Source organism: Variovorax sp. MPBD4-3, from assembly GCF_058809745.1.
Window position 1 is genome coordinate 15,001 of the sequence record NZ_JBXASW010000008.1, and the last position, 20,328, is coordinate 35,328.

The 20,328-nt window shown below is 67.2% G+C and carries 20 protein-coding genes; 7 read left to right on the top strand and 13 right to left on the bottom strand.

Annotated features, from left to right (window positions below; all coding sequences use genetic code 11):
* Positions 1-90 precede the first annotated feature (90 nt).
* Both AC1RVW_RS06755 and AC1RVW_RS06760 read right to left on the bottom strand, forming a co-directional pair.
* Entirely contained in the window at positions 91-1,176 is a 1,086-nt protein-coding gene (locus tag AC1RVW_RS06755) for a tartrate dehydrogenase (RefSeq protein WP_106933868.1), read from the bottom strand.
* Positions 1,173-2,117, bottom strand: coding sequence for an alpha/beta fold hydrolase (locus AC1RVW_RS06760; RefSeq protein ID WP_493199001.1), 945 nt, complete (start codon positions 2,115-2,117; stop codon positions 1,173-1,175). Before AC1RVW_RS06760 ends, AC1RVW_RS06755 begins: the two co-directional genes overlap by 4 nt.
* Before the next feature lie 38 nt (positions 2,118-2,155).
* Between AC1RVW_RS06760 and AC1RVW_RS06765 the strand changes: the two genes are divergently transcribed.
* Positions 2,156-3,115, top strand: a complete 960-nt coding sequence (locus AC1RVW_RS06765; protein ID WP_106933866.1) for a LysR substrate-binding domain-containing protein — start codon at positions 2,156-2,158, stop codon at positions 3,113-3,115.
* Between the two features lie 20 nt (positions 3,116-3,135).
* Here AC1RVW_RS06765 and AC1RVW_RS06770 read toward each other — a convergent pair whose 3' ends face one another.
* The 4 genes from AC1RVW_RS06770 to AC1RVW_RS06785 form a co-directional block, all read right to left on the bottom strand.
* On the bottom strand, positions 3,136-4,023 hold the full coding sequence (locus tag AC1RVW_RS06770; RefSeq protein WP_106933865.1) for a DMT family transporter: 888 nt from the start codon (positions 4,021-4,023) through the stop codon (positions 3,136-3,138).
* Positions 4,020-4,586, bottom strand: coding sequence for a CDP-diacylglycerol--glycerol-3-phosphate 3-phosphatidyltransferase (pgsA, locus tag AC1RVW_RS06775; RefSeq protein WP_106933864.1), 567 nt, complete (start codon positions 4,584-4,586; stop codon positions 4,020-4,022). The genes AC1RVW_RS06770 and pgsA overlap by 4 nt, the downstream gene beginning before the upstream one ends.
* 60 nt (positions 4,587-4,646) lie before the next feature.
* Positions 4,647-6,614, bottom strand: coding sequence for an excinuclease ABC subunit UvrC (uvrC, locus tag AC1RVW_RS06780; protein ID WP_493198844.1), 1,968 nt, complete (start codon positions 6,612-6,614; stop codon positions 4,647-4,649).
* An 87-nt stretch (positions 6,615-6,701) separates the two neighbouring features.
* Entirely contained in the window at positions 6,702-8,129 is a 1,428-nt protein-coding gene (locus AC1RVW_RS06785) for a M20/M25/M40 family metallo-hydrolase (RefSeq protein ID WP_409195859.1), read from the bottom strand.
* 74 nt (positions 8,130-8,203) lie between these two features.
* Here AC1RVW_RS06785 and earP point away from each other — a divergent pair, with 74 nt between their 5' ends.
* From earP to AC1RVW_RS06800, 3 genes are all read left to right on the top strand, one after another.
* Positions 8,204-9,274: an elongation factor P maturation arginine rhamnosyltransferase EarP gene (gene earP, locus AC1RVW_RS06790; protein WP_493198847.1), complete on the top strand. Its 1,071-nt coding sequence runs from the start codon at positions 8,204-8,206 to the stop codon at positions 9,272-9,274.
* Positions 9,275-9,427: 153 nt separating this feature from the next.
* Positions 9,428-9,982, top strand: a complete 555-nt coding sequence (gene efp / locus AC1RVW_RS06795) for an elongation factor P (protein ID WP_081268654.1) — start codon at positions 9,428-9,430, stop codon at positions 9,980-9,982.
* A gap of 119 nt (positions 9,983-10,101) precedes the next feature.
* Entirely contained in the window at positions 10,102-10,965 is an 864-nt protein-coding gene (locus tag AC1RVW_RS06800; RefSeq protein ID WP_081268653.1) for an LOG family protein, read from the top strand.
* Positions 10,966-10,995: 30 nt separating this feature from the next.
* Here AC1RVW_RS06800 and AC1RVW_RS06805 read toward each other — a convergent pair whose 3' ends face one another.
* The 5 genes from AC1RVW_RS06805 to pncB are packed head-to-tail and all read right to left on the bottom strand — an operon-like array spanning position 10,996 to position 17,245.
* Positions 10,996-12,159: an MFS transporter gene (locus tag AC1RVW_RS06805; protein ID WP_081268652.1), complete on the bottom strand. Its 1,164-nt coding sequence runs from the start codon at positions 12,157-12,159 to the stop codon at positions 10,996-10,998.
* Positions 12,156-13,523 (bottom strand): DNA recombination protein RmuC, encoded by a 1,368-nt coding sequence (locus tag AC1RVW_RS06810; RefSeq protein ID WP_493198850.1) that lies wholly within the window; start codon positions 13,521-13,523, stop codon positions 12,156-12,158. The genes AC1RVW_RS06805 and AC1RVW_RS06810 overlap by 4 nt, the downstream gene beginning before the upstream one ends.
* A 24-nt stretch (positions 13,524-13,547) precedes the next feature.
* Complete coding sequence (locus tag AC1RVW_RS06815) at positions 13,548-14,534, bottom strand: 2-hydroxyacid dehydrogenase (RefSeq protein WP_493198851.1); 987 nt, start codon at positions 14,532-14,534, stop codon at positions 13,548-13,550.
* A 28-nt stretch (positions 14,535-14,562) separates the two neighbouring features.
* On the bottom strand, positions 14,563-15,975 hold the full coding sequence (locus tag AC1RVW_RS06820) for a sodium:proton antiporter (RefSeq protein ID WP_493198853.1): 1,413 nt from the start codon (positions 15,973-15,975) through the stop codon (positions 14,563-14,565).
* A gap of 49 nt (positions 15,976-16,024) precedes the next feature.
* Positions 16,025-17,245 (bottom strand): nicotinate phosphoribosyltransferase, encoded by a 1,221-nt coding sequence (pncB, locus tag AC1RVW_RS06825; RefSeq protein ID WP_081268648.1) that lies wholly within the window; start codon positions 17,243-17,245, stop codon positions 16,025-16,027.
* Between the two features lie 180 nt (positions 17,246-17,425).
* On the opposite strand from pncB, the gene AC1RVW_RS06830 reads away from it, so the two are divergent.
* Both AC1RVW_RS06830 and AC1RVW_RS06835 read left to right on the top strand, forming a co-directional pair.
* Positions 17,426-17,659: a CsbD family protein gene (locus AC1RVW_RS06830; protein ID WP_081268647.1), complete on the top strand. Its 234-nt coding sequence runs from the start codon at positions 17,426-17,428 to the stop codon at positions 17,657-17,659.
* A 52-nt stretch (positions 17,660-17,711) separates the two neighbouring features.
* Positions 17,712-18,119 (top strand): hypothetical protein, encoded by a 408-nt coding sequence (locus tag AC1RVW_RS06835; RefSeq protein ID WP_081268646.1) that lies wholly within the window; start codon positions 17,712-17,714, stop codon positions 18,117-18,119.
* A gap of 71 nt (positions 18,120-18,190) precedes the next feature.
* Here AC1RVW_RS06835 and AC1RVW_RS06840 read toward each other — a convergent pair whose 3' ends face one another.
* Positions 18,191-18,634 carry an acyl-CoA thioesterase gene (locus AC1RVW_RS06840; protein WP_493198856.1) on the bottom strand — a complete coding sequence of 148 codons (444 nt, stop codon included), beginning with the start codon at positions 18,632-18,634 and terminating at the stop codon, positions 18,191-18,193.
* Positions 18,631-19,557, bottom strand: a complete 927-nt coding sequence (locus tag AC1RVW_RS06845; protein WP_493198858.1) for a histone deacetylase family protein — start codon at positions 19,555-19,557, stop codon at positions 18,631-18,633. The genes AC1RVW_RS06840 and AC1RVW_RS06845 overlap by 4 nt, the downstream gene beginning before the upstream one ends.
* Before the next feature lie 182 nt (positions 19,558-19,739).
* Here AC1RVW_RS06845 and AC1RVW_RS06850 point away from each other — a divergent pair, with 182 nt between their 5' ends.
* The gene (locus AC1RVW_RS06850; protein ID WP_081268643.1) at positions 19,740-20,291 is read left to right on the top strand and encodes a phasin family protein; all 552 of its coding nucleotides are present in this window, start codon (positions 19,740-19,742) and stop codon (positions 20,289-20,291) included.
* The last annotated feature ends 37 nt before the right edge of the window (positions 20,292-20,328 follow it).

The window sequence follows — 20,328 nt, forward strand, 5'->3', positions numbered from 1 at the left end:
TCTGCAGGGTGTCAATAAGACACGGCGCCTTGCCGATCAGCGGAGCGCGCGATTTTAGGGGCCTTTCGTGAACTCCTTTTCCCTTGCGGTTCAAAGCGCTTCTGCGATGGCTTTGCCAAGGTCCGAGGTGCTCGCATTGCCACCGATATCCGGGGTGCGCGGCGCTCCGCTTTGGGGCGCGAGCACCTTCTCGATGGTCGACAGGATGGCGTCGTGCGCCTGCTTGTGGCCCAGGAACTCCAGCATCATCGCGCCGCACCAGATCTGCCCGATGGGGTTGGCGATGCCCTTGCCCGCGATGTCGGGTGCCGAGCCGTGCACCGGTTCGAACAGCGAGGGCGTGGTGCGCTCGGGATTGAGGTTGGCGCTCGGCGCGATGCCGATGGTGCCGGTGCAGGCTGGCCCCAGGTCCGACAGGATGTCGCCGAACAGGTTGCTCGCCACCACCACGTCGAAGAAGTCGGGCCGCTGCACGAAGTGCGCGGTGAGGATGTCGATGTGGAACTTGTCGAGCGTGACGCCCGGATAGCTCTTGCCCATCTCGGCCACGCGCTCGTCCCAGTAGGGCATGGTGATCGAGATGCCGTTCGACTTGGTGGCGCTGGTCAGGTGCTTCTTGGGCCGCGACTGCGCGAGCTCGAATGCGAACTTCAGCACGCGGTCGACGCCCACGCGCGACATCACGGTTTCCTGCACCACGATCTCGCGCGACGTGCCCTGGTACATGCGCCCGCCGATGCTGGAGTACTCGCCCTCGGTGTTCTCGCGCACGATGTACATGTCGATCTCGCCGGGCTCGCGCGGCGTGCCGTCGCGCCGCACCACGGGCGCGATGATGCCGGGCATCAGGCGCGCCGGACGCAGGTTGATGTACTGGTCGAACTCGCGGCGGAACATCAGCAGCGAGCCCCAGAGCGACACGTGGTCGGGGATCTTCTCGGGCCAGCCGACCGCGCCGAAGAAGATGGCGTCGTGGCCGCCGATCTGGTCCTTCCAGTTGTCGGGCAGCATCTGGCCGTGCTTCTCGTAGTAGTCCCAGCTCGAGAAGTCGAAGTGGTCGAACTTCAGGTCGATGCCGAACCTGGTGGCCGCCGCCTCGAGCACGCGCAGGCCCTCGGGCGTGGTTTCCTTGCCGATGCCGTCGCCGGCGATGACTGCGATTCTCTGGGTGCTCATGACGTGGCTCCTGCTTGTAGGGGAAGGGAAAAGAATTCGAGCGCCTCGGCCAGCAATGCGTCGGGCGCCTCCTCGGGAACGTAGTGGCCGCAAGGCAGGGCATGGCCCGACACCTCGGCCGCGCGCTCGCGCCAAAGCGCCAGCACGTCGAAGGCCTTGCCGACCGCGCCATGCTCGCACCACAGCACGCGCAACGGCTGTGCAAGGCGTTGCCCGGCCGCGATGTCGGCACGGTCATGGACGAGGTCGATCGTTGCGGAGGCGCGGTAGTCCTCGCAGATGGATTCGGCCGTGCCCGCGATGCCGGCGCAGCGTTCGTACTCGGCGAGCACCTCGGGCGCGAACGGCGCCAGCCCCGCATGCCGCCCGCCCATCACGCTGCGCACGTAGCGCACCGGGTCGGAGGCGATCAGCGCCTCGGGCAGCGGCGGCGGCTGGATCAGGAAGAACCAGTGCCAATAGGCCTTGGCAAAGGCCTCGGACGTCTGCTCGTACATGGCGAGGGTGGGCGCGATGTCGAGCAGCAGCATGCGCTCGATCGCCGCCGGATGGTCCGCCGCGAGCCGGTGCGCCACGCGCGCGCCGCGGTCATGCGCCAGCACGCCGAAGCGCTCGAAGCCGTGGTGCCGCATGGCGGCGAGCGCGTCGAGCGCCATTTCGCGCTTGCTGTAGACACGGTGCTCGGCATCGGCCGCCGGCCGGCCCGAATCGCCGTAGCCGCGCAAGTCCAGGGCGACCACGGTGAAGCGCTCGGCCAGCGCCGGCGCCACGCGGTGCCAGATCGCATGCGTCTGCGGATGACCGTGCAGCAGCAGCAGCGGCGCACCCTGCCCGCCGATGCGGCCGTGCATGCGCACGCCGTCGCGCGCAATGTCGAAAGTGGGGAAGGAGAGGAACGAGGTCGTCACGTCGGCGATTGTGCGTTGCGCCCTCGCCGCCATCAAGCAACAATCGGCCAATTCATACTTTCCATTTCGGCATGAATTCCCCCTTGATGGACCGTGGCGACTTGGCGCTGGTGCTGGCCATCCGCGACCAGGGCAGCCTGGCCGGCGCCGCCGACACGCTCGATGTCGTGCCTTCCGTCATCACCAAGCGGCTTGGCGCGCTCGAGGCGCGGCTGAGCCAGCGCCTGTTCGATCGCACCACGCGGCGCCTCAGCGTCACGGCCGAGGGCGAGGCCGTCTGCCTGCATGCGAAGACGCTGCTCGAGGGCTTTGCCGCGCTCGAGAGCGAACTCGGCGAGCGGCAGAACGAGCTGGCCGGCACGATCCGCCTTGCCGCCACATTCGGATTCGGGCGGCGCTGGCTCGGGCCCGCGCTGGCCACTTTCCAGACCCGCCACCCGGCACTGCAGATCGAGCTGCTGCTGACCGAGCAGCTGCCCGACCTCGGCGCCGAAGGCTACGACGGCGCCATCTGGCTCTGGGCCGTGCAGCAGCCCCGCGCGGCCGACTGGGTCACGCGGCGCATCGCGCGCAACCAGCGCGTGCTGGCGGCGTCACCGGACTACCTGGCCCGCCGCGGCATGCCGGCCACGGTCGAGGCGCTGGCATCGCACGACTGCCTGGTCGCGCGTGAAAACGGCGAGGTCAACCAGCGCCAGTTCACGCTGTGGAGCCTGCGCCATGCGCGCGACGGCAGCACGGCGCGGGTGCGCGTGCAGGGCCGCCTTGCCAGCAACTCGGGCGAGATGGTGCGCGACTGGTGCCTGGCCGGGCATGGCGTGATGCTGCGCAGCCTGTGGGACATCGCGCCGCAGCTCGCCAGCGGCGAACTGGTACGCGTGCTGCCGCATTACGCAATGGCGGACGCCGACATCCACTGGGTCGCCCCATGGCGGCCGAAGACGCCGCGCCGCGTGCGGCTGCTGGTCGATCACCTCGCGGAGCAGTTTCGGGCGGAACCGTGGAAGCCGGGCAAGGCCGGCGCACGCTGAATAGACCGGGGCCGGCCGGCTCAGCGTTCGCTGCGCACCACCAGGCTCACGCCGACGGCGGTGAGCGCAATGCCGAGCACGGTCACCAGCGTGATCGGCTCGCTGAACAGCAGCCACGCCATCACCGCCGTGCAGGGCGGCACCAGGTACAGGAGGCTGGTGACGGCGGTGGCGGTGCCGCGCTGTATCAACATATATAGAAGCGAACTCCCGCCCAGCGACAGCGCCAGCACCGACCAGGCCATCGCGCCGCCCGACTGCAGGTTCCACTCGATATGCTGCGGCTCCAGCGCCGCGAACGGCAGCGTGACGAGCAGCGCCGCCGCCATCTGCACCGCGCTTGCGCTGCGCACATCGCAGGGCGCGACGAAGCGCTTCTGGTACAGCGTGCCCGCGGTAATCGAGACCAGCGCCATCAGCGCCAGGCCCATCGTCAGGGCGCTCACCTCGCCGCCCTGCCCGAGCTTGCGCGACACCACCAGGACCAGCCCGGCGAAACCCAGCGCAAGCCCGCCCCACTGCCGCTTGGAAATGCGCCCGCCGTTGAACGACATCCAGACCGCCGTCAGCACCGGCTGGATTCCGACCAGCAGCGCCACCAGCCCGGCACCCATGCCCTCGTGCACCGCGGCCCATACGCCGCCGAGGTAGCCCGCCTGCATCAGGATGCCGGTGACCGCCAGGTGCCCCCACTGGGCGCGCTGCTTCGGCCACGCGACCCGCGCCAGCGCTACCCAAACGCCGAAGCACGCCAGGGACAGCGCATAGCGCACAGCCAGGAACTTGAGGGGTGGCGCATACGGCATGCCGTAGCGCGCGACGATGAAGCCGGTGCTCCAGATCAGCACGAAGACCCCGGGCATCGCCCGCAGCCAGCCCGCATTGCGGGCCGGAACCGCCGAGGTCATTTGGTGCGCGCCCGGATTTCGGGAATGGCCTTCTGCAGGTAGTACACCATCGACCAGATGGTAAGCACGGCCGAGATCCAGATCAGCCATTGGCCCCAGAGACCGGTGTCGATCACCTTGAAGAGACGCCCGTCATACAGAAGGAACGGGATGGCGACCATCTGCACGGTGGTCTTGACCTTGCCGATCATGTGGACCGCCACGCTCTTGCTGGCGCCGATCTGCGCCATCCACTCGCGCAGCGCCGAGATCGCGATCTCGCGGCCGATGATGATGAGCGCCACGAACACGTCGGCGCGCTGCAGGTGGACCAGCACCAGCAGCGACGCGCAGACCAGGAACTTGTCGGCCACCGGGTCGAGGAAGGCACCGAAGGCCGAAGTCTGGTTGAGCTTGCGGGCCAGGAAGCCGTCGAGCCAGTCGGTGGCCGCGAAGACGATGAACATGACCGTGGCGATCAGGTTGCGCATCGGCTCGGCCATCGGCAGGTAGAACACGCCGACGATCAAAGGGATCGCGACGATGCGCGTCCAGGTCATGATGGTCGGTAAGGTCCAGAACATCGCTTGATTGTGTCATGGCGGCGTTACCCCTCGACCGGCGACCGGTTGAGGGCAATCGCCTCAGTGCAGCGCCTTGTAGATCTCTTCCGCCAGGTCGGAGGCGATGCCCTCGACCGAGGCGATGTCTTCCACGCTCGCCGCGGCCACGCCGCGGATGCCGCCGAAGCGTTGCAGCAGCCGCGCCCGCCGCTTCGGCCCGATGCCCGGAATGTCTTCGAGCTGGCTGCCGCCCACCCGCACCTTGGCGCGCTTGGCCCGCATGCCGGTGATGGCGAAGCGGTGCGCCTCGTCGCGGATCTGTGCCACCAGCATCAGCGCGGCCGAGTCCTTGCCCAGGTAGACCTTCTCGCGGCCGTCGGCGAACACCAGTTCCTCGAGCCCGACCTTGCGGCCCTCGCCCTTCTCGACGCCGACGATCAGCGACAGCGGCAGGCCCAGTTCGCCGAACACCTCGCGCGCCATCGAAACCTGCCCCTTGCCGCCGTCGACCAGCACGAGGTCGGGCATGCGCGCGGTGCGGGGCTTCGGCGGGGCTTCGGTGCCGTCGCTCTCGGCGTCGCCGGGCGGCAGCGCGTCGGTCTCGGCCGCCATCGCCTCGGCCAGCTTGCCGTAGCGGCGGTGCAGCACCTGGCGCATGGCCGCGTAGTCGTCCCCGGGCGTGATGCCGTCGATGTTGTAGCGGCGGTACTCCTTGTTCTGCATGGCGTGGTGCTCGAACACCACGCAGGAGGCCTGCGTGGCCTCCCCGGCCGTGTGCGAGATGTCGAAGCACTCGACGCGGAAGTTGTCGAGGTCGTCCGAGGCCAGCTCGAGCGCGTCGGCCAGCGCGCGGGTGCGCGCCTGCTGCGAGCCCTCTTCGGCCAGCAGCCGGGCCAGTTGCAGGCCGGCGTTGGTCTCGGCCATCTCGAGCCAGTGGCGGCGCTGCTCGCGCGGCTGGAACACGGCCGTCACGCGGGAGCCGGACTGCTGCGAGATCGCCTCGATCAGCTCGCGGCTCACCTGCTGGCTCAGCACCAGCGTGGCCGGCACCGGCACGTCGATGTAGTGCTGGGCGATGAAGGCCTCGAGCACCTGCACCTCGATAGGGTCGGCCGCCACGGGAGCTGCATCGTCGCCCTCGTCGCCGTCCAGCTCGCCGTGATGGATCTGCGCCGCGTCTTCCACGTGCACGGGAAAGTACGGCCGGTCGCCCAGATGGCGGCCGCCGCGCACCATGGCCAGGTTCACGCAGGCCTTGCCGCCCTGCACCTTCACGGCCAGGATGTCCACGTCCTTGTCGGAGGCGATCTCGATCGACTGCTGGTGCAGCACGCGCGAGATGGCCGACATCTGGTTGCGCAGTTCGGCCGCCTGCTCGAACTCGAGCTTCTCGGCGTGCGTCATCATGCGTTGCCCCAGCTTGGAGAGCACCAGCTGCGTGTCGCCCATCAGGAAGGCCTCGGCGCTGGCGACGTCCTGCGCATAGGCGTCCGGCGCGATGTGCCCGACGCAGGGTCCGCTGCAGCGCTTGATCTGGTACAGCAGGCAGGGCCGCGTACGGTTGGCGTACACCGTGTCTTCGCAGGTGCGCAGGCGGAACACCTTCTGCAGCAGCTGGATCGACTCCTTCACTGCCCAGGCGCTGGGGTATGGCCCGAAATAGCGGTGCTTCTTGTCTACCGCGCCGCGGTAGTAGGCCAGCCGCGGAAACTGGTGCGACGCGATCTTGAGATAGGGGTAGCTCTTGTCGTCGCGAAACAGGATGTTGTAGCGCGGCTTGAGCGTCTTGATCAGGTTGTTCTCGAGCAGCAGCGCCTCGGCCTCGGAGCGCACCACCGTGGTCTCCATGCGCGCGATCTTCGAGATCATGTGCCCGATGCGGGTGCCGCCGTGACTCTTCTGGAAGTAGTTGGCGACCCGCTTCCTGAGATTGCGCGCCTTGCCCACATACAGCACCGCGCCCGCGGCGTCGAAATAGCGATAGACCCCGGGCAGCTGCGGCAAGGCCGCGACTTCGCTGAGCAATTGATCGGAATGCACGTCTGACATGGCGGCTATTGTGGCGTGCGGCGCACGGCCCGGCAGAGCGCCCGTCCCAAAACCGGCAGGGCTGGAACGAGCCCCGCCGAGGAATGCCTACTTCGCGAGTTCGCTGACCAGCCGGTACAGGAACTCGCGCCCGTCGTACAGGCGCTGGATCTCTATGCGCTCGTCCAGCCCGTGGGCGCGCGCATCGGCGGGCTCCAGGAACATGCCGGTCACGCCGTACATCGGGATGCCGGCATTGCGCATGAAGCGGCTGTCGGTGGCGCCGGTGCTCATGGCCGGCACCACGGGCACGCCCGGCCACATCTGCTGGGTGAGCGACTCCACCGTCTTGACCAGGTCGCCGTTCAGCGGCGATGCCGGGCTGCGCAGCGGCTTGCCCATGTTGCGCACCACGATCTTGTCGTTGCCGACCGCCTGGGTCAGCAGGCGCTCGACCTCGTCGGGGTCGTCGTGCGGCAGGATGCGGCAGTTGACCGTGGCCTTGGCCGACTGCGGCAGCGCGTTCTCGGCGTGGCCGGCCTGCACCATCGTCGCGACGCAGGTGGTGCGGAACTGCGCGTTGTAGGCCGGATTGGCCGACATGCGCTCGATCACCGAGGGGTCGGGGTTGCCAGCGCCCACCGCGCGCATGTCGTCGGCCAGCTGGCCGGTGGCAAACGGCGCGCTGCGCGCGAAGTAGGTCTTGGTGACATCGGCCAGCTTGACCGGGAAATTGAAATTGCCCAGCCGCTCCAGCCCCGCCGACAGCGCGTAGATCGGGTTGCTCCTGGTCGGCACCGAGCTGTGGCCGCCGACGTCTCGCACTTCCAGCATGTAGGTGGTGTACATCTTCTCGGCCACCTGCATGCGGTGCAGGTTCGGCTTGCCGCCGCGCAGTTCACCGCCACCGCCTTCGTTGATGCCGAACTCCGCCTGCAGCAGTTCGGGCTTGTTGTTGATGAGCCAGAAGGCGCCGTTGCTCAGCGCGTCGCCGCGCTCTTCGTCGGCGGTCAGCGCGAGGATGATGTCGCGCTTCGGCTTGAAGCCTTCCTGCTTGAGCTGCCCCACCACCGACACCAGCGCCGAGGCCATGGCCTTGTCGTCGATGGAGCCGCGCGCGGTGAAGTAGCCGCCGGTTTCCTGCAGCTTGAACGGATCGGTCTTCCAGTCTTCGCGGCGGGCCTCGACCACGTCGATGTGGGCAAGCAGGAGCAGCGGCTTCTTGCTGCCGTCGCCCTTGAAGCGCAGCACCAGGTTGCCCTTCTTCGGGAACGGCTCGAAGATCTGGATGTCGCCCGGCGCGAAGCCCGCTTCGATCAGGCGCTTTTCCATGGCGCGCGCGGCCACCGTGTTGTCTCCCGCCGAATGGGTGGTGTTGATTTCCACCAGCTCCTTGTAGATGTCGTGAAAGCGCTGCTGCTGCGGCGTGAGCGATGGCGGCGGCGTTGGCGTCTGCGCCAGCGCGGCGGTCATGCCGCATAGGGCCAGCGACGCGGCGAGCACGGTCTTCACGACGCGGAAGGTCTGCATCCTCATGGTCTCTCTCCGGTGGTTGTTGTGCCGGCCAGCATAGCAAGCGACGCCGCGGAACACGGGCACACTCGCGACCTATGCAATCGAGGCAATGGGACATCTTCTGCCGGGTCATCGACAACCACGGCGACCTGGGCGTCTGCTGGCGGCTGGCCTGCCAACTGGCGGTACGCGGCCAAAGCGTGCGGCTGTGGATCGACGACGCGGCCGCGCTGCGCTGGATGGCGCCGTCGGGACACGAAGGCGTGCGAGTGATCGACTGGCTGGATGCCGCCGCGCTGCAGGCAGCCGTGGCGCAGCCCCCGCCCGACGTGCTGGTCGAGGCCTTCGGCTGCGAACCGGCGCCGGAGCTGATCGCGCGTTTTGCAGAAACACCGGGCAAGGCCTGGATCAATCTCGAATACCTGTCGGCCGAGCCGTACGTGGAACGGCTGCACGGCTTGCCCTCCCCGGTGTTCCGGGGTCCGGGCGCAGGGTTGACCAAGCGCTTCTTCTACCCTGGCTTCACGCCCGCGACCGGCGGCCTGCTTCGGGAGACCGACCTTGCGGCGCGGCAGGCCGGCTTCGACCGCACACGGTGGCTTTCCGAACGGCAGATTCCGTGGCAAGCCGGCGAGCGCCTGGTGTCGCTGTTCTGCTACGAGCCGCCGGCGCTGGCCGCGCTGCTGGCACAACTGGCGCACGGACCTGAACACACGCGGCTGCTGGTGACGGCCGGGCGCGCCGCTCAGGCGGTCAAGGCACTGCTCGGCGCGGAAGAAGCGCGCGGCGCGCTATCAATTTCATACCTGCCCTATCTCACCCAGCCCGATTTCGACCACCTGCTCTGGGCCTGCGACGTGAACTTCGTGCGCGGCGAGGATTCGCTGGTGCGCGGGCTCTGGGCGGGCGCGCCGCTGGTCTGGCAGATCTACCCGCAGGATGACGACGCGCACCACGTCAAGCTCGGCGCCTGGCTGGACTGGCTGGGCGCCCCGCCCTCGCTGCGGCTTTTTCACCACGCCTGGAACGGCTTCGGCGACGGGCCGTTGCCGCCGCTGGAAATGCAGGGTCCGTGGCGCGAAACCGCCCGGAATGCCCGCGAGCGCCTCCTCGCGCAGGACGATCTCGTCACGCAACTGCAGGAAATGGTCGGCCAAAAAAGCTAAAATAGCGGGCTTTGCGGATTTCGGCCCGGATTCCTTCGGTCCGTGATGCTCTCCGCTAAACCTGCCGCGGGACATGTACCGCGGGGCCAGCAACACCGGCACATACCGTCGATGGCTCCGCGCACCGAGCGGCCAACATCCAGAGACCCTGTTATGAAAATCGCTCAAGAAATCCGCGCCGGCAACGTCATCATGCACGGCAAGGACCCGATGGTCGTCCTCAAGACCGAATACAGCCGCGGCGGCCGCAACTCCGCCACCGTGCGCATGAAGATGAAGAGCCTGATCGCCAACTTCAACACCGAAGTGGTCTTCAAGGCCGACGACAAGATCGACCAGATCGTGCTGGACAAGAAGGAGTGCACCTACTCCTACTTCGCCGACCCCATGTATGTCTGCATGGACGCCGAATACAACCAGTACGAAGTCGAAGCCGAGAACATGGGCGACGCCCTGAACTACCTCGAAGACGGCATGGCCGTCGAAGTGGTGTTCTACGACGGCAAGGCCATCTCGGTCGAACTGCCGACCAGCGTCGAGCGCGAAATCACCTGGACCGAACCCGCCGTCAAGGGCGACACCTCGGGCAAGGTCATGAAGCCCGCCAAGATCGCCACCGGCTTCGAAGTGCCCGTGCCGCTGTTCGTCTCGCAAGGCGACAAGATCGAAATCGACACGCGCACCGGCGAATACCGCAAGCGCGTCTGAGCCTCACCGGCCGATCGACCACCACCCTGTAGAAAGGCTCCGCAAGGAGCCTTTTTCGTTTCCGGGCACACTGGTTGCAACGCTGCACAATCACGCAGGTCCATCTGTCCCGTTTCTTCATGAACAACACGCACGATCTTCACGACAAACGCCTGGCCGACGCCTGGGCCACGCTCCAGTCCCACGCCGACCAGGGCCTCCCGCTCGACCCCGATCCCTCGCGCATCGCCTTCGCCGACCCCGAATTCCTGCTGCGCCGCGAAACCCGCGGCATCCGCATGCAGCTCGAGCTGATGAAGCCCGACGTCGAGCAGCGCGCCCACGGCATCGAGAACACCGTGGTGGTGTTCGGCAGCGCGCGTTTCCGCAGCGAGGAAGACGCCGCCGCCATGATCGCCCAGGCCGATGCGGCCGGCGATGCGGCCGCCTCCGAGCGCTGGCGCCGTCTCGCGCGCAACTCGCACTACTACGAGAAGGCACGCGCCTTCGGCAAGCTGGTCGCGCAGTACAGCAACGACAAGGAACCGCAGGACAAGCTGTTCGTCTGCACCGGCGGCGGCCCCGGCATCATGCAGGCGGCCAACCGCGGCGCGCATGAAGGCGGCGGCCTCTCGGTCGGCCTGGCCATCGCGCTGCCGATGGAGGAAGAAGCCAATCCGTACGTCACGCCGGCGCTGAGCTTCAAGTTCCACTACTTCGCGATCCGCAAGATGCATTTCATGATGCGTGCGAAGGCGCTGGTGGCATTCCCGGGCGGCTTCGGCACGCTCGACGAGCTGTTCGAAGTGATCACGCTGGTGCAGACCAAGAAGTCGAAGCCGGTGCCGATCGTGCTGTTCGGCTCGGACTACTGGAAGCGGCTGATCGACTTCGACTTCCTCGTCGACGAGGGCGTCATTTCACCGGGCGACGTGAAGCTCTTCGAGTACGTCGACGCGCCCGACGACGCCTGGAACGCGATCAAGCGCTTCTACAAGCTCTGACCCGGGTCCGCCGCAGGCGGCGGCGCCATCTCAGGCCTTCAGGCCCCAGGTGGCGCGCGCACCCAGCGCCAGCACGCCGCCGACCACCCAGAACACGCCGGCAATGCCGATCAGCGCGCCGAGCGAGCCGAAGAGCATCGGCATCGCCACGCTCGACGCATTGATGGTCATCAGCCGCAGCCCCAGCGCCTCGCCGTGCCGCGTGTGCGGCGTGATCTGGTGCAGCATGCTCATCACCATCGGCTGCACGGCGCCCAGCGCAAAGCCCAGGATCACCGAGCACACGCCCATGGCCCAGGCCGCGTCGAGCAGCGGATAGACCGCGAACACCAGCGCCGTCACCACGGTGGAGCTCAGGATCACGCCGCGCTCCGAGGCGCGCGATGCGATCACTGGCAGCACCACCCGAATGACAGCCGCCGCGACCGCGAAAGCGCCGAGGATCGAGCCGATCACCGAAGCGCTGATGCCCCGGTCGTGTCCCAGCACCGGCAGCACGAAGGCGTGCACGTCCCAGCTCGACGACTGCAGCCAGTTCACGAAGAGCAGGCGCCGGAACATCGGCTCGCGCAGCAGGTCCCAGGCGCGCGTGGGCACGGCACCGGCCAGCGGCGGCGTGGGCGGCGGCTCGTGAGCGCCGCGTGCGAGCAACCAGCAGACCAGCGGCAGCGCGGCCATCACCGCGAAGCAGACGCGGAAGGCCAGCATGTCCGCCGGCGCGCGGCCTGCGTGGTCGATCAGCATGCCGGCCAGGAAAGGCCCGACGAAATTGGCGGCCGCAGGCGCAATGGCGAGCCAGCTGAACACGCGCTTGAGCTGCGTCGGGTCATGGGCGGAGCGGCCCACATGCCGCTGCAGCGCAATGACGGTCGCGCCGGTGGCGCCGCCGGTCAGCAAGGCCGACAGGCACATCACCGGGAACACGGGGAACACCACCACCAGCCCCGCGCCGACCACCGCCGCGATCACCGACAGCCACAGCGGCCGCTTGAAGCCATGCCGGTCGGCAAAGCGCCCTGCGGGCAACGCCAGGAACACCTGGGTCAGCGCGAACAGCGAGATCAGCACACCGACCGCCGCCGCGCTGTAGCCCTGCTGCAGCGCCAGCAGCGGCGTGGCGAGGCGCATGCCGGCCATGGTGGCGTGCAGGCAGACCTGGGCGCCGATGACGCGCAGAAGCTCGGAGCCTTTCACGGGGTGTCGTCGCCCTCGCTGTCGGCGGTGGGCGGCAGCAGCGCCTGCGACTGCGCCTCGGGCAGGGCCTCGACCTTGCGCAATGCCAGGCGCATCTGCTTGGCGCGCGTGTCGGCCTTGTCGAGCGTGTCGGACGCTTTGGCCACCTGCTCCTTGATGCGCGCGACCCAGTCGCCGTAGCGCTCGAACTCGGTCTTGACCGCGCCCAGCACCTTCCAGACCTCGGAGGCCTGCTGCTCCAGCGCGAGCGTGCGAAAGCCCATGTGCAGGCTGTTGAGCATGGCGAGCAAGGTGGTCGGGCCGGCCAGCGTCACCCGGTGCTGGCGCTGGATGGCGTCCATCAGTCCGGGGCGGCGCAGCACCTCGGCGTAGAGGCTTTCGACCGGCAGGAAGAGGATGGCGAAGTCGGTGGTGTGCGGCGCGGCGAGGTAGTTGTCGGCGATCGACTTGGCCTCGGTGCGGATGCGCGCCTCCAGCGCCTTGGCGGCCAGCTCCGCGCCGGGCGCATCGGCGCGCTCGTGCGCGTCGATCAGGCGCTCGTAGTCGTCGCGCGGGAACTTGGCGTCGATCGGCAGCCACACGGGCGCGCCCTCCTCGCCTCGCCCCGGAAAGCGGATCGCGAAGTCGACGCGCTGCCCGCTGCGCGGCTTGGTCTCGATCTGCTTGGCGAACTGGTCGGGCGTGAGCACCTGCTCGAGCAAGGCCTCGAGCTGCACCTCCCCGAACACGCCGCGCGTCTTCACGTTGGTCAGCACCCGCTGCAGGCTGCCGACGCCGACGGCGAGCGTCTGCATTTCGCCGAGCCCCTTGTGCACCTGCTCGAGCCGGTCGGCCACCTGCTTGAAGCTTTCGCCCAGCCGGGTTTCGAGCGTGCTCTGCAGCTTCTCGTCGACGGTCTTGCGCATCTCGTCGAGCTTGGCGGCATTGGTCTGCTGCAGTTGCGCGAGCTGGGACTCCATGGTCGCGCGCACCTCCGAAAGGCGGCGTGCGTTCGATTCGCTCAGGCCCTGCAATTGCGTATTGAGCGTGTCGGCCAGCGTCTTCTGCAGCGACGCGAGCTGCAGCGAAAAGGCATCGAGCTGCGCGCTCTGCGTGCGCGTGGCCTCGGCGCCCTGCTGCACCAGCGCGCGCTGGAAGGTGGCAAAGGCCTGCGTGGTTTCCTGGCGGGCACCGCGCGAGCTGTCGGCGATTTCCCGGCGCAGTTCGCGCTCGGTGCGCTCGTTGGCCGAGCCGATGTTGGCAAGCACGCGCAGCAGGTCGCTGTGGTCGGCCGGGGGCTGCCGGCGGGCCAGCAGCCAGATCAGCAGCACGAGTTGGACGGCCGCGAGTACGGCCAGTCCGATCAGGATAAGGGCAGTGTCCAAGGTCTGGTTGTCGCCTCTTGCTTCTTACTTGCGGGCGGCCGGCACGGGCGTGACCGGTGTCAGCGGTCCCTTGCCGCCGAAGTAGGCGATGAGGTTGTCGGCTGCCAGGTCGGCCATCGCGCGGCGCGTGGGCACGGTGGCGCTGGCGATGTGCGGCGTGAGCACCACGTTGGGCACGGTCAGCAGGTCGGGATGGACCTTGGGCTCGCCCTCGAACACGTCGAGGCCGGCGGCGGCAATGCGCTTCTCGCGCAATGCAACAGCCAGTGCCGCGTCGTCCACGATGCCGCCGCGCGCGATGTTGACGAGCGTGGCCGTCGGCTTCATCAGCGCAATTTCGGCCGCGCCGATGGTGTGGTGCGAAGCCGCCGAGTACGGCACCACCAGCACCACGTGGTCGGCGGTCTTGAGCAGCTCTTCCTTGCTCACGTAGCTGGCCTTGCATTCGGCCTCGAGCGAGGCGTCGAGCTTCGAGCGGTTGTGATAGACCACCTTCATGCCGAAGCCGTGCGCGCCGCGCTTCGCAATGCCCTGCCCGATGCGGCCCATGCCGATGATGCCCAGCGTGGAGCCGTGGATGTCGGAGCCCGCGAACATGTCGAAGCTCCATTTCTGCCACTTGCCCGCGCGCAGGAAGTGTTCGCTCTCGGTGATGCGGCGTGCCGTGGCCATGAGCAGCGCGAAGCCGAAGTCGGCCGTGGTCTCGGTCAGCACGTCGGGCGCGTTGGTGCCGAGCACGCCGCGCGCGGCCATCGCGTCGACGTCGAAGTTGTTGTAGCCCACCGCCATGTTGGCGCAGATCTTCAGGTCGGGGCAGGCGTCGAGCACGGCGGCGTCGATGCGCTCGCTGCCGGTGGTGAAGGCGCCCGCCTTGCCCTGCAGCTTCGCGATGAGCTGATCCTTGCTCCAGCTTTCGTCGGACTGGTTCGACTCGACCTCGAAATGCTGCGACAGGCGCTCGATGGTCTCGGGAAAGATCGCGCGCGCGACCAGGATCTTGGGCTTGCTCATGATGTTGTCTCTTGTCGAAGGAAGAAGATCAGCGGAAGAAGATGAAGGTGCAGATGACGAACAGCGGAACCAGGATCGCCATCGACCATGCCATGTACCCGAAGAAGCTCGGCATGCGCACGCCGCGGCTTTCGGCGATGGCCTTGACCATGAGGTTCGGCGCGTTGCCGATGTAGGTGTTGGCGCCCATGAACACCGCCCCGGCCGAAATGGCGGCCAGCGTGGAGGCATAGGTGGTCATCAGCGTGGCCGGATCGCCGCCAGCGGTGTTGAAGAACACGAGGTAGGTCGGCGCGTTGTCGAGGAAGGAACTCAGCAAGCCGGTGGCCCAGAAGTACATCGCCGGATCGGGCTGGCCGTCGGCGCGCGTCACGGCCGAGACGATGGCGCCGAACGGGCCTTGCGTGCCGGCCTTGAGCATCGCGATCACCGGGATGATGGTCAGGAAGATGCCCGCGAACAGCTTGGCCACCTCGGCCATCGGGCCCCATTCGAACTGGTTGTCCGCGTGCACCTTGGGCGCGGTGAGCTTGTACGAGACCACCGCGATCAGCGCCAGCCCCACGTCGCGCAGCAGGCCCGGCAGGCCGACTTCGGTGCCGAAGACGTCGAACACCACGGGCGACTTCCAGAAGCCGCTCATCAGCACCAGCGCGACGATGCCGCCCAGCAGCCAGAAGTTGGCGGCGCCGTCGAAGCGGATGCCCGTCGTGTCCGGCGTCGGGTCAACCGGCAGCACGCCTTCCTTGCGGTAGTAGTGGCGGTCGATGAAATAGAACAACGCCAGCAGCACGGACAGGATGAAGAGCGTCTCGGGCAGGATGTTCTGCACGGTCCAGAAAAAGCTGACGCCCTTCAGGAAGCCGAGGAACAGCGGCGGATCGCCCAGCGGCGTGAGCGAGCCGCCCGCGTTCGACACGATGAAGATGAAGAACACGATCACATGCACCCTGTGCACGCGGTTGTCGTTGGCGCGGATCAGCGGCCGTATCAGCAGCATCGAGGCCCCCGTGGTGCCCATGAAGCTTGCGAGCACCGCGCCGATGGCAAGGATGGCCGTGTTGAGCCCCGGCGCGCCGCGCAGGTTGCCCCGGATATGGATGCCGCCCGCCACGGTGAACAGCGCCGTCAGCAGGATGATGAACGGGATGTACTCGGCCACCAGCGCATGCACCAGCTGCACGCCGGCCAGCGTCGCGCCGTAGGTGGCGGCAAAGGGCAGCAGGAAGGCCAGGGCCCAGGCCGCGGATATCTTTCCGTAGTGGTGATGCCAGAAAGACGGCGCAAGCAGCGGCATCAGCGCGATCGACAGCAGGATGCCCGCGAAGGGCACGCCCCACAGCGGCGACAGCTTGCCGCCGTCGAAGTCGGCGGCCGTGGCCAGGGCGGGAAGAAGGAGCAGCGGCACCGCGGCCGCGGTCAGTCGGATCGTTTTTTTCATCGGGGCTGTACCGTACCAGACCGTGCGGGGCGGGGCGCGGGTACAGCCGTCAGGCGGGGGGTTGTTCGATCTCGAAGACCTGCCGCAGGTAGGCCAGGTATTTCTCGTCCTCGCACATGTTCTTGGACGGCGTGTCCGACAGCTTGGCCACCGGCTGGTCGTTGCAGTGGATCATCTTGATGACGATCTGCAGCGGCTCGTAGCCCAGGTCGTTGGTGAGGTTGGTGCCGATGCCGAAGGCCAGCTGGCAGCGGCCGCGGAACTGCTGGTAGAGCTCGATGGTGCGCGGCACCGTGAGGCCGTCGCTGAAGATCAGCGTCTTGGTGCGCGGGTCGACCCGGTTGGCGACGTAATGCGCCAGCATGCGCTCGCCCCACTGGAACGGGTCGCCGCTGTCGTGGCGGGCACCGTCGAAGAGCTTGCAGAAATACAGGTCGAAGTCGCGCAGGAAGGCGCTCATGCCATACACGTCGGACAGCGCGATGCCGAGGTCGCCGCGGTACTCGCGCGCCCAGCTCTCGAAGCCGAAGATCTGGCTGTCGCGCAGCCGCGGGCCGAGCGCCTGGCAGGCCTGCAGGTATTCGTGCGCCATGGTGCCCAGCGGAATCAGGCCGAGCTTCATGGCGTACAGCACGTTGCTGGTGCCCGCGAGCTGCGGCAGCCGCGCGCCCGTGGGCTGCTGCACCGCCGGCGGCGTGACTGCGCCCAGCCGAGCGGTGAGCGTGCGCAGGACCTCTTCATGCCAGTCCTTGGAGAAGCGGCGGCGCGTGCCGTAGTCGGCGATCTTGAGGTCGGCCAGGCCCTCGTCCTGCAGTTGCGCGATCTTGGTCTCGAGCCGGCGGCGGCCCTCTTCGAAATCGGGCTTCTTGCGGGTGTTGCGGAAATAGACCTCGTTGACGATGGCCAGCACCGGGATCTCGAACAGGATGGTGTGCAGCCACGGCCCCTTGATGCGGATCTCGAGCTCGCCCGAGGGCTGGGGAATGATGTTGATGTACTTCTCGTTGAGCCTGAAGAGCCCGAGGAAGTCGACGAAGTCGCTCTTGATGAAGCGCATGGAGCGCAGGTAGGCGAGCTCGGCGTCGCGGAACTGCAGCGAGCACAGGCTGCGCACCTCGTCGCGGATCTGGCCCGCGAACTGGGCCAGGTCGACACCGGGGTTGCGGCACTTGAAGCGGTACTCGACCCGGGCGCCGGGAAAGTGGTGCAGCACGACCTGCATCATCGTGAATTTGTAGAGGTCGGTGTCGAGCAGGCTGTGAATGATCATGGTGCTGTACGCGATGCGGTGTCTCAAACTTTCGGCGTCCGCTCGATTATCACGGGAGGCGTCGGCCTCTGCCTACGAGGCCCGGACAGCACGTCCTACCACGGGGGTGAATCGACCCGGCGACATTGACTTCACGGCGGCGCAACAGTCCGCCGGATCAACATCTCAAAGGAGAGTCGCATGAACAAGGACACCATCGAAGGCAACTGGAAACAGCTCAAGGGCAAGGTCAAGGAGCAATGGGGAAAGCTGACCGACGACGACTTCGATGTCATTGCCGGCAAGCGCGACCAACTGCTGGGCCGCATCCAGGAGCGCCACGGCATCAGCCGCGATGAGGCGGAGAAGCAGGTCAAGGAGTGGGAATCCCGCGACGGCCGCACGCCCGATGCACTCTGGTTCGAGCGCTACTGAGCCGTTCGCTGAACCGAACCCTGTTTCAACATCTCCCTGAAGGAAAACTCATATGAAAAAACACCTGCTGATGCTCGCCCTGGCATCCACCTGCTTCGTCGCCACGCAAGCCAGCGCGATGACCAAGGACGAATACAAGGTCGCCAAGGAAAAGATCGAGGCCGACTACAAGGTCGCCAAGACCCAGTGCGACACGATGAAGGACAACGCCAAGGATGTCTGCCAGAAGGAAGCCAAGGGCAAGGAAGACGTGGCCAAGGCCGAGCTGGAACAGCAATATCAGCCGAGCGACAGCCATGCCCGCAAGGTCGCCGAGGAAAAGGTGAAGGCCACCTACGAGGTCGCCAAGGAAAAGTGCGACGACCAGAAGGGCGACGCCAAGAGCGCCTGCGTGAACCAGGCCAAGGCTGACGAAGACAAGGGCAAGGCCGACATCAAGGCCATGAAGAAGACGATGTAAGGCCTGAGCGCCTTCAACAGACGGAACGGCGCCCTCGGGCGCCGTTTCTCGTTGAAGAGCTGGTTGTCCGCTCAGGCCTTGAGCCAGTCCACCACCTGCTGCAAGGCCTCTGGCAGCGGCACAGGGCGCTGGGTGGCGCGGTCGACGTAGACGTGGATGAAGTGGCCTTGCGCCGCTGCGCTGTCAGAGCCCTCGGCGAACAGCGCGATCTCGTAGCGCACGCTGGAGCGGCCGGCCTGCGCGACGCGGATGCCCGCCTCCACCGTCTGGGGAAACGCGATGGGAGCGAAGTAGTTGCATTGGGTCTCGACCACGAAGCCGATGGTCTGGCCCTGATGGATGTCGAGCGCGCCGCGCTCGATCAGCAGCGCGTTGACCGCAGTGTCGAACCAGCTGTAGTAGACGACGTTGTTGACGTGGCCGTACATGTCGTTGTCGGCCCAGCGCGTCGGGATGCTGCGAAAGGCGCGATAGCCGTCGCGTGTATGCGGGGTGGGTTTGGTGGTGGCGCTCATCGCGCGGCATTTTGCCAGCGGCGCCAGTACTCCAGGGCCACCCTGAAGGTGCCGACCTGCACCTGCACCGTCTCCGCGATGTCGCTGGCATAGCCGCCGGCCATGGCAAACGCCATCGGCAGGCGGCGCTGCCAGGCCCAGTCGAAGACGCGCCGGTCGCGCGCCTCCAGCCCGTCGAAGCTGAGCTTGAGGCGGCCCAGGCGGTCGCGCTCGAAGGGATCGGCGCCGGCGAGATAGATCACGAGACCGGGGGCGAAGCGCCGATCGAACTCGTCAAGGGCGTGCTCCAGCGCGGCAAGGTACTCGGCGTCGCCGCAGCCGTCGGGCAATTCGACATCGAGGTCGCTCGTCTCCTTGCGGAAGGGAAAGTTCTTCTGGCCGTGCAGCGACAGCGTGAACACGCTCGGGTCGCCCTGGAAGATGCTCGCGGTGCCGTTGCCCTGGTGCACGTCGAGATCGACCACCGCCACCCGGAGCAACTGCCCGGCGCGGGCGTGCTCCGCCTGCATGAGCCGGGCAGCCACGGCGGCGTCGTTGAAGACGCAGAAGCCGCTGCCTTTGTCGGCGTAGGCGTGATGCGTGCCGCCGGCCATGTTGGCCGACACGCCCTCCGAGAAGGCCGCGCGGCAGGCCGCGACGGTGGCGCCGGCGGAACGGCGCGAGCGCTCGACCATCGCCTCGCTCCAGGGAAAGCCGATCTCTCGCATCGCCTGCGGGCTGACGCTGCCGTCGCTGACGGCGGAGATCCATTCGGCCGTGTGGGCGAGCGCCAGTTCGTCGTCGCCGGCGCGCGGGGCCACGTCCATCACCACGGCCGGAAGCTGCTCCAGCAGGCGGTCGCGCAGCATGGCGTAGCGCGACATGGGAAAGCGATGGCCCTCGGGCAGGGGCAGGACGAACTGGCCGGAATAGAAAGCGCGCATGGCTGCATTCTGGAGCGGCAGGCCGAATTTAGAAGACGGGTTCTAAATTGCTGCAGAGCAGCAAAAACCCCTTGCCCGCAAAAACCAGCTGCCTATACTTGAGACCATGCTGCACCGCAACATAGACGGCGAGACAGCGCAACGTGAACCGACCACCCAATCATCCCTTCTGGAGATCTCAAATGGCCCTGACCGCTGACCAAATCCTCGCCGCCCAAAAGGCCAACCTCGAAACCCTGTTCGGCCTGACCACCAAGGCATTCGAAGGCGTCGAAAAGCTGGTCGAACTGAACGTGACCGCTTCCAAGGCAGCCCTGGCCGAAGCCCAGAGCACCGCCCAGGCCGCCCTGAGCGTGAAGGACGCGCAAGAACTGCTGACGCTGCAAGCCAGCCTGTTCCAGCCCCTGGCTGAAAAGACCGCCGCCTACAGCCGTCACCTGTACGACATCGCCCAAGGCACCGGCGCCGAGTTCGGCAAGGCATTCGAAGCCAAGGCCACCGAAGCCCAGCAAGCCTTCGTCGGCCTCGTCGACAGCGCTTCCAAGAATGCCCCGGCCGGTTCGGAAACCGCCGTCGCCGTGATGAAGAGCGCCGTGGCCGCCGCCAACAACGCTTTCGAATCGGTCCAGAAGGCCGTCAAGCAGGCGTCGGACGTCGCCGAAGCCAACTTCAACGCCGTGTCGAACCAAGCCGTCGCCGCCGCGAAGACCGCGACCGCTTCGCGCAAGCGCTGAGCCGCCGACCACCACCAGTTGTCTCCTTGGGTCCTCA

Excerpts from the sequence above, each read along its gene's own strand:
- AC1RVW_RS06755 (WP_106933868.1), bottom strand. The coding sequence starts at position 1,176 with ATGAGCACCCAGAGAATCGCAGTCATCGCCGGCGACGGCATCGGCAAG.
- AC1RVW_RS06760 (WP_493199001.1), bottom strand. The coding sequence starts at position 2,117 with ATGGCGGCGAGGGCGCAACGCACAATCGCCGACGTGACGACCTCGTTC.
- AC1RVW_RS06765 (WP_106933866.1), top strand. The coding sequence starts at position 2,156 with ATGAATTCCCCCTTGATGGACCGTGGCGACTTGGCGCTGGTGCTGGCC.
- AC1RVW_RS06770 (WP_106933865.1), bottom strand. The coding sequence starts at position 4,023 with ATGACCTCGGCGGTTCCGGCCCGCAATGCGGGCTGGCTGCGGGCGATG.
- pgsA (WP_106933864.1), bottom strand. The coding sequence starts at position 4,586 with ATGTTCTGGACCTTACCGACCATCATGACCTGGACGCGCATCGTCGCG.
- uvrC (WP_493198844.1), bottom strand. The coding sequence starts at position 6,614 with ATGTCAGACGTGCATTCCGATCAATTGCTCAGCGAAGTCGCGGCCTTG.
- AC1RVW_RS06785 (WP_409195859.1), bottom strand. The coding sequence starts at position 8,129 with ATGAGGATGCAGACCTTCCGCGTCGTGAAGACCGTGCTCGCCGCGTCG.
- earP (WP_493198847.1), top strand. The coding sequence starts at position 8,204 with ATGCAATCGAGGCAATGGGACATCTTCTGCCGGGTCATCGACAACCAC.
- efp (WP_081268654.1), top strand. The coding sequence starts at position 9,428 with ATGAAAATCGCTCAAGAAATCCGCGCCGGCAACGTCATCATGCACGGC.
- AC1RVW_RS06800 (WP_081268653.1), top strand. The coding sequence starts at position 10,102 with ATGAACAACACGCACGATCTTCACGACAAACGCCTGGCCGACGCCTGG.
- AC1RVW_RS06815 (WP_493198851.1), bottom strand. The coding sequence starts at position 14,534 with ATGAGCAAGCCCAAGATCCTGGTCGCGCGCGCGATCTTTCCCGAGACC.
- AC1RVW_RS06820 (WP_493198853.1), bottom strand. The coding sequence starts at position 15,975 with ATGAAAAAAACGATCCGACTGACCGCGGCCGCGGTGCCGCTGCTCCTT.
- pncB (WP_081268648.1), bottom strand. The coding sequence starts at position 17,245 with ATGATCATTCACAGCCTGCTCGACACCGACCTCTACAAATTCACGATG.
- AC1RVW_RS06830 (WP_081268647.1), top strand. The coding sequence starts at position 17,426 with ATGAACAAGGACACCATCGAAGGCAACTGGAAACAGCTCAAGGGCAAG.
- AC1RVW_RS06835 (WP_081268646.1), top strand. The coding sequence starts at position 17,712 with ATGAAAAAACACCTGCTGATGCTCGCCCTGGCATCCACCTGCTTCGTC.
- AC1RVW_RS06840 (WP_493198856.1), bottom strand. The coding sequence starts at position 18,634 with ATGAGCGCCACCACCAAACCCACCCCGCATACACGCGACGGCTATCGC.
- AC1RVW_RS06845 (WP_493198858.1), bottom strand. The coding sequence starts at position 19,557 with ATGCGCGCTTTCTATTCCGGCCAGTTCGTCCTGCCCCTGCCCGAGGGC.
- AC1RVW_RS06850 (WP_081268643.1), top strand. The coding sequence starts at position 19,740 with ATGGCCCTGACCGCTGACCAAATCCTCGCCGCCCAAAAGGCCAACCTC.